This is a genomic window from Terriglobus sp. YAF25 (assembly GCF_052113305.1).
In the GTDB taxonomy this organism is placed as follows: Bacteria; Acidobacteriota; Terriglobia; order Terriglobales; family Acidobacteriaceae; genus Terriglobus.
On record NZ_JBFRCY010000322.1, the window covers coordinates 1 to 6,788 of the forward strand.

At 59.2% G+C, this 6,788-nt stretch carries 8 protein-coding genes; 5 read left to right on the forward strand and 3 right to left on the reverse strand.

Going from position 1 to position 6,788, the window contains the following annotated elements; translation table 11 throughout:
- Window positions 1–263: 263 nt before the first annotated feature.
- Together AB4043_RS14410 and AB4043_RS14415 are read left to right on the forward strand one after the other, a co-directional pair.
- Entirely contained in the window at window positions 264–1,466 is a 1,203-nt protein-coding gene (locus tag AB4043_RS14410; protein ID WP_442307351.1) for a hypothetical protein, read from the forward strand.
- Window positions 1,456–1,593: a hypothetical protein gene (locus AB4043_RS14415; RefSeq protein ID WP_442307352.1), complete on the forward strand. Its 138-nt coding sequence runs from the start codon at window positions 1,456–1,458 to the stop codon at window positions 1,591–1,593. The genes AB4043_RS14410 and AB4043_RS14415 overlap by 11 nt, the downstream gene beginning before the upstream one ends.
- 361 nt (window positions 1,594–1,954) lie before the next feature.
- Here AB4043_RS14415 and AB4043_RS14420 read toward each other — a convergent pair whose 3' ends face one another.
- Window positions 1,955–2,512: a hypothetical protein gene (locus tag AB4043_RS14420; protein ID WP_442300294.1), complete on the reverse strand. Its 558-nt coding sequence runs from the start codon at window positions 2,510–2,512 to the stop codon at window positions 1,955–1,957.
- A gap of 90 nt (window positions 2,513–2,602) precedes the next feature.
- Here AB4043_RS14420 and AB4043_RS14425 point away from each other — a divergent pair, with 90 nt between their 5' ends.
- The gene (locus AB4043_RS14425) at window positions 2,603–3,190 is read left to right on the forward strand and encodes an anthranilate synthase component II (RefSeq protein WP_442300295.1); all 588 of its coding nucleotides are present in this window, start codon (window positions 2,603–2,605) and stop codon (window positions 3,188–3,190) included.
- On the forward strand, window positions 3,191–4,156 hold the full coding sequence (locus tag AB4043_RS14430) for a nuclease (protein ID WP_442300296.1): 966 nt from the start codon (window positions 3,191–3,193) through the stop codon (window positions 4,154–4,156).
- Between the two features lie 113 nt (window positions 4,157–4,269).
- Here AB4043_RS14430 and AB4043_RS14435 read toward each other — a convergent pair whose 3' ends face one another.
- On the reverse strand, window positions 4,270–4,776 hold the full coding sequence (locus AB4043_RS14435; RefSeq protein WP_442300297.1) for a hypothetical protein: 507 nt from the start codon (window positions 4,774–4,776) through the stop codon (window positions 4,270–4,272).
- A gap of 129 nt (window positions 4,777–4,905) precedes the next feature.
- Here AB4043_RS14435 and AB4043_RS14440 point away from each other — a divergent pair, with 129 nt between their 5' ends.
- On the forward strand, window positions 4,906–5,739 hold the full coding sequence (locus tag AB4043_RS14440) for a DUF4159 domain-containing protein (RefSeq protein WP_442300298.1): 834 nt from the start codon (window positions 4,906–4,908) through the stop codon (window positions 5,737–5,739).
- A gap of 161 nt (window positions 5,740–5,900) precedes the next feature.
- On the opposite strand, the gene AB4043_RS14445 is transcribed toward AB4043_RS14440, so the two are convergent.
- Entirely contained in the window at window positions 5,901–6,575 is a 675-nt protein-coding gene (locus AB4043_RS14445) for an aldo/keto reductase (protein ID WP_442307353.1), read from the reverse strand.
- Window positions 6,576–6,788: the final 213 nt, after the last annotated feature.

Sequence of the window (6,788 nt, forward strand, 5' to 3'; positions counted from 1 at the left end):
TTTCTTACCTTGGGCAACCGTAAGAAGTACAGGTCGAGAAGAAGATTTCTCCGCTTCCTTGGATCGCAACGAAATGACAGAGAAAAAAACGGTTCGAGCTTCGCTCGAATATCCCACCCATCGCTTTGCGATGGATGGGGCACCCAGAGTATGGGCGAACCTAAATCCCCCTCTCTGAGTTCTGAATCGGGAAGTTAAGAGGATTCTCATGCCTGTTTCTTCAGGCGTTTCTGTCCTATCCCGCTACAGTACTGACAGCAACCATGCTTCTCCCCTCGCGTCCTGGCATCCGCACCAGCGGAATAACCCTTGCTGTGTTCACGACAGTGCTCCTGACCGGATGCGGCAGTGGCGGTTCGCTGAGCCTGCTCTCCGGAGCTGCTTCGTCCAGCGCGACGGCCTCCGGGTCGTCTTCTGGTACATCGAACGGAACCGGCAGCTCTTCCTCGGGTAGCAGTAGCACAGGTTCGGGGAGTTCCACAGGCTCCAGCAGCGGCACTGGTGCAGGTACCAGCGGCTCGTCCTCAGGCAGTGGAAGTACAGGTTCAGGTAGCTCTTCAGGCTCTGGCAGCAGCTCTGGTTCAGATACCGGCAGCTCTTCCTCAGGTAGTGGCAGCACAGGATCAGGGAGCGGAAGCTCCTCCGGAAGCAGCACTCCCACCATCCTGCTCTCGCAACCCTTCATCGGTCAGACAACTGGCCAGAACGTAACCTATGTCGCTACGGCCACGGCCAATGCATGCAGCAAGGGCATCGCCTCGATGGGCGTTTACGTGGATAACAAGCTCGTCTATGTCGTTCAGGGCGGGTCCCTCAATACGACTCTGTCGCTCACTCCTGGCTCTCACGACACGGCGGTCGAGGCGTCGGATCTCTGCGGCAGCTCGTCGAAGCTGTCAGTTCCCATCACTGTCACGGCGAAGACTGAGGTCTGGGTCAACTCTCCGAACGCAGGTAAGTCGAGCACCGTACCCGCCTTTGTAGCCTCAGCTACGACAACCTGCGCCTCAGGTATTGCTGCCATGGAGTTGTACGTGGATGGCCAGCTAATCGAGACCGAACAGGGCAATACCCTCAACTATCAGGCCGCGCTCTCGCCCGGCGCACACCAGACCGTGGTGCTGTCCCGGGATAACTGTGGCGGCTCCGCCAAGACGCCTATCGATCTCGTGACTGTAGGGCCCTCGAACACCTTCACCAACCTGCAGGCAAGTCCTGCATGGAATATGTCAGGGCAGAAGACTCCTTATTACGACAACTGCGTCGACCATATTGAGCCCGGAGCCTGCGATGGCGTCACGTACTCCTACAACCGCAATATTGCTTCGCCGTCGCTGACTGGATCTGCGGCGCAGTTCAACCTTGGCGGCACCCTGCCCTACTCCCATCAGCGGAAAGCGCAACGACGACAACACACTGACCTATCAGACCATCACGCTGAACGGAAAGTCGGTTGTGCTGAATAAGACGATTGCTCCCTTCTGGGTGCCGGCCGACTGGTATGGAGTTACGGTGAACTACCAGATGGACGGCGATGAAAAGCAGACCTCGGTCAAGAGCTACGTAGACAAGTTCAGCTTTATGTTCTGGTAGAGAAACGGGAGTGAGCATTTACCTCCGGGGCGCCCGAGTAGAGAAGCGGATTTCTCCGCTACCTTTTACCCCAAGCCAGCGAAGCTGGCGGGGGGCTCCGAGCGCTGAAGGCGCGATCTATACCAGCCTGGGGCGCAGCCCCAGGTCACGGGTACGTTGAGAAACTAAGGGCTGAAAGCCCGCTCTATAGCTCTGCAGTGTCCTGAGTCTCGAGTTCGCGCCATACATCATGCAGGGTGTTTGCCTGCCGAAGTATTGAAAAGCGGGTCCTTCACTTCGCTCAGGATGACAACCTTTTGATCGGTTACGACGTTTGAAAGAAAACTTCCCTTCACGGCGCTGGCACTCATTCCACTGACAGCTACTCGACATTCCCCGTCAGGTCCAGGCCGATAATCAGGCCGTTTGCATCCAGTGTGATCTCCAGGACGGTGCCGTTCTGCCACTCCCAGTGCAGCAGCGTTGTCTGCGGCCGCTTTCCGGGAGTGATGGTAACGCGAGAGCCGTAGGCGGCGAGCGCCTTCGATGCAGGGTCACCCATACCGACACCACGGAATGTCGCACAACTGCCTGGCTCGGGCTTACTGACCGCAGGCTGATCCTCGGGCCGGGTGACGGTCGCCGAGTAGGTCGTCCGCGGGCCTTTCGGGTCGGCGTAGCGTGAAAGCACACGCACATGGCAGGCGGGCGTATCCCACTCCACCGACTCGTCTCCGCCACCCGAGCCGTTGGAGTCGTTTTCCATCATCACGGCGTTCTTGTGCAGGTCGGCAGGCAATCTATAACGGCCCATCTGGATATCAACGCCCGCAAGCCTGCGTTCTGCCAGCCCCGGAGCGGCGGTGGAAGCAGGTTTCTGTGCGAGGACAACGGTGACGCATAACGGCAGCAACAACGCGCCGGAAGTTCGCAAACCCACAGATTCTTTTACTCCTTCCTGGCAACCATATCGCAACTCCGCTGGATGCGGAATTGCGAGCGATACACTAAAGACAGGGATTTCTCAGCTATGGTCTTCGTTCTGGATAACTACGACTCTTTTACCTACAACCTGGTGCAGTACATGGGCGAGCTGGGCGCTGAGCTGGTCATCCGCCGCAACGATGAGCTGTCGCCGGAGGAGATCGAGGCGCTGAAGCCCTCGCATATCGTCATCTCCCCTGGTCCCTGCACGCCGCAGGATGCAGGCGTCTCCATCGACCTGATCCGGCACTTTGCCGGGCCTGCCCGGGGTGCCGGGGTGCCGATCCTCGGCGTTTGCCTCGGTCATCAGTCGATCGGAGCAGCCTTTGGCGCCACCGTCACCCGCGCCGCCCGCCTGATGCATGGCAAGACCAGTGAGGTGGAACACGACGGCAAGACTGTCTTCCACGGGATTCAGACGCCGATGACCTGCACCCGCTACCACTCGCTGATTGTCACCGAAGAGTCGCTGCCGCCCGAGCTTGAAGTCTCCGCGCGCACCCAGGATCCAGCCGGAAGCACGGTGATGGGCCTGCGTCACAAAACTCTACCAATCGAGGGCGTACAGTTTCATCCGGAGTCTGTCCTGACGGCGGACGGCAAAAAACTGATCGCGAACTTTCTGAAGATGTAAATGGCAGATACAGCACAGCACGGAGCGGGACCGATCCGGCAAGGCATCGGTATTGCTGCCTTCGTGTTGCTGGCTGCTGTATCGCCGGCTCAACAGCCAATCGGCACCGTCACCACCGAGAATGCATCCATCAGCGGTCTGGTCACGGTCTCAAACCAGAAGGCAACGATCGCCAACCAGGGATCGATCACCGCGGCGATCAATCGCACCGCAGAGCTGACGCTGACCCGTGGCGGCGTGGTGCGGGTGTGTTCTACGTCGTCGATCCATCTCTCCCAGGCGAACTCCGCCGATCCTCCCCTGCTGCTCGCTCTGGACCGCGGAGCTCTGGAGGCTAGCTTCCAGGTAACCGCTTCTGACATGCTGATGACCCCTGACCTGCGTTTCCAGGCCAGCGCAACAGGCGAACTCAATCTGCATCTGCGGGTCACTCCCAACGGCGACACCTGCGTGGATAACCGCAGCAAGGCCGATGCTCCCCTGCTCCACGTCACCAGCGCGTTCGGTCCGGAAGGCTACTTCATCAAGCCCGGACAACACCTGCTGTTTGTCGGCGGATCACTGACGCGGGTGATCGACACGGAGACCACCGCCTGCGGCTGCCCGCCACCCCAGCCGGAGCCTGTACCGGTCCCGGTTCAGATCGTCGCCGAAGGGAAGCCGGTGACGCCGACACAAGCCGCCGCCGAACATCCCTTTCCAGAGGCACAGTCCGCCGGTCTGGCGCCTGGCCCCGTGGCGGCTCCAGTGCCGGTTGGAGAGGTACATACCCAGATCGCTACGACACTCTCCGTCAATGGCGATGCGCCGAAGCCCGTCCCTCCTCCTCCTGATCCCCAGCCCCAAGCACAACCGCAGAAGACTGCCGCAAAGCCGGCGCCGAAGCCAAACGCTTTCCAGCGGATCGGACACTTTTTCAAGCACATCTTCGGCGGCGGAAAACAGGCAGGAGTGTCAGGGTCCTAGCGATGGGAGTCCGATCCGCACTTCAAGGTCGATGGCTTTCCTTACCCACCYTAGCGTTGCGAGGGCGGGGCACCCCGCCGGGAAGAATCGATAGAAAGCGGCTGCATTGTTCGCTAGCGATGGGCCTCGAAGAACCAGTGCAATAGCCAGCCGAGTGGTGAGTAGGGATTATGCTCGCCGAAGTGAAACTCCCCCTGCGTCTCGCCTCTTGCATTCAGGTCCTCCGATTCAGCGAGCAGGAAGTGCGCCGAATTCGCTCCGGTGAGCCAGGAGCCACGGGTACGAAACTCCCGCCACCCAGTGTGAGTACCGCGCCTTCTGCTAAACCCGGCTGCAAGTAACGCCGTCTCCGCCTCGTGAAACGATCCTGCGAAGGTGAAGGTCCCGGCAGCGGTTTGGCCGGCCTCAGTCTTTGAGTGGGTGATGTGAAAGCAGAAGCCACCAAAACAGTCCTGCCCATCATGCGACACCGGCGGATACCCATTGCTCACAGTGACCGGGTGCAGCCTACCATCGACCTCTGCGAACAGACCGCCGGGCAGGAGGCGCAGAAACGCTGCGAGGTCATGTCCTGTAGAGAGAATCTCTTGCGTGAAACGCTGTCGAGCTTGATGCGGCATGATCTCTTCTGAGGATGACATATCACTCGGAGATGTCGCTTTCCCTATGGCCTGCGTCCAAGTAGACATCGGGCATGCTGTCCAGGGTAAAGGGGCTGTGTGCTATCTTCTGGCCAAACAGGAGCTGGAATGCAGTTGCGGCGTATAACCCGCGCGGGAATCGCACTTGTGCTGCTCGGCGTCGGGTATGCCCAGCGCGGCTTTCAGCATAACTTCCACGAGTATCCCTCAGTGGAGTATGGCCGGGGTGTTCCCCTTCCCTCCGATTGGCAAAAACCGGGAGAGTGGACCTTTGCGCGGCTGATGTTTCCCGGTGGTCCGCTCGACGGCTATCGCGGCCGCTTCGATGGACCATGGCAGGAAGGTCTCTCCCTCTGGACACAGGACTACCCCAAAGCCGACCGCGACTTCGCCGCAAGTCTCCGCCGCCTGACCCGCGTCGATGCCCGCAGCGTTGAACAGCCCGTGAACCTGGAAAGCGGCGATGAGGTCTATGACTATCCCTGGGTGTATGCCGTGCAGGTCGGCGAGTGGGGACTTACCCAGAAACAGGGCGCCAAGCTCCGCGACTATCTGCTGCGCGGAGGCTTCTTCATGGCCGACGACTGTCATGGATCAGAGGAAGAAGCATACTTCACCCAAACCATGAAGATGGTCTTCCCCGAACGCGATCTCGTTGACATTCCTGACAACGATCCCGCCTTTCATGTGCTCTTCGATCTGAATGACCGCATCCAGGTACCGGGAGCAGAGCACTTGAACACGGGCTACAAGAAAGACGGCCGCGTGGCGCGCTGGAAGGGCATCTACGACGACAAAGGCAGGCTGATGGTGGCGTTCAGCCTCAACTCCGATATCGGTGACTCGTGGGAGTATTACGACTCGCCGTGGTATCCGCTGAAGTATTCGGAGATGGGCATCAAGCTCGGCGTGAATTACGTCATCTATGGGATGACGCATTAGAGCATTTTTCCTGTTGCTGGGTATCCCGAGAGGAGCGTGCCGCGGCGTTTTCATTGAGGAAAACGCCCATAGATGCACAAGCCCCTCACTACACCAACAGGGGAAATGCTCTAAATGTGATGGGCGCAGCCGAGGCCACGCCCATCAAAATTGAATGTCGTTTACCTGTTGATGGTTTTCATGCCCACGGCGGTATAGCGCGCGCCAGCAACAGCGCCCTTTGGAACTGCCGCATCAAAGCCAATCCCAAGCTCGCGCACGGTGGGCAGAATTTCATCTTCGACATCGCGCTCCCAGAGCGAGTACTCCGTTTGTAGCGCGGTGATGGGATGCACCTTATGCGCACGGCGAATCGTCTCCGGACCAGCTTCCGAAAGACCGAGATACTTTACCTTGCCTGCCGCAACCAGTTCAGCCATAGCGCCGACGGTCTCTTCGATCGGCACATTGGGATCGACACGGTGTTGATAGTAGAGATCGACATAGTCGAGCCCGAGGCGCTGCAGCGAGGCATCGATCGCCTGGTGCACATACTCAGGACGTCCTGAAACCTCCCAGTAGGCTGGATCTTCGCGTTTGCGCAGATTTGCGAATTTGGTCGCCAGAAAGACCTCATCGCGGCGGGGTTTGATGGTCTTGCCGACAAGAGCCTCGTTGTCGCCGAAGCCATAGACGTCCGCGGTGTCGAGGAAGGTGATGCCGAGATCGAGAGATCGCAGCAGGGTTGCGGCCGATTCCGTATCGTTGCGGTCGCCGTAGAACTCACTCATCCCCATGCAGCCGAGGCCGAGGCGAGAGACGATAGCACCCTGAGAGCCAAGCTTGACCTTTTCCATGCGGATACGATGCTTTGAGGTAGTGGCCGGTTCCAGGAAGTCCGCTTCCAGGAAGTCAGGCCTCGCAAAATCCGCGTTGTCAGGCGGCGCTATTTCGCACAGGTGGCGAACTTCCATCACATTACAAGCGACTTGGGCGATCGCGAGAGCTCATAGGCCGTAAGGATGGTATCCTATAACAGGTCGAAGAATCCGATCTGGTCTACTTGCAGG

Excerpts from the sequence above, each read along its gene's own strand:
- AB4043_RS14410 (WP_442307351.1), top strand. The coding sequence starts at position 264 with ATGCTTCTCCCCTCGCGTCCTGGCATCCGCACCAGCGGAATAACCCTT.
- AB4043_RS14425 (WP_442300295.1), top strand. The coding sequence starts at position 2,603 with ATGGTCTTCGTTCTGGATAACTACGACTCTTTTACCTACAACCTGGTG.
- AB4043_RS14430 (WP_442300296.1), top strand. The coding sequence starts at position 3,191 with ATGGCAGATACAGCACAGCACGGAGCGGGACCGATCCGGCAAGGCATC.
- AB4043_RS14435 (WP_442300297.1), bottom strand. The coding sequence starts at position 4,776 with ATGCCGCATCAAGCTCGACAGCGTTTCACGCAAGAGATTCTCTCTACA.
- AB4043_RS14440 (WP_442300298.1), top strand. The coding sequence starts at position 4,906 with ATGCAGTTGCGGCGTATAACCCGCGCGGGAATCGCACTTGTGCTGCTC.
- AB4043_RS14445 (WP_442307353.1), bottom strand. The coding sequence starts at position 6,575 with ATGGAAAAGGTCAAGCTTGGCTCTCAGGGTGCTATCGTCTCTCGCCTC.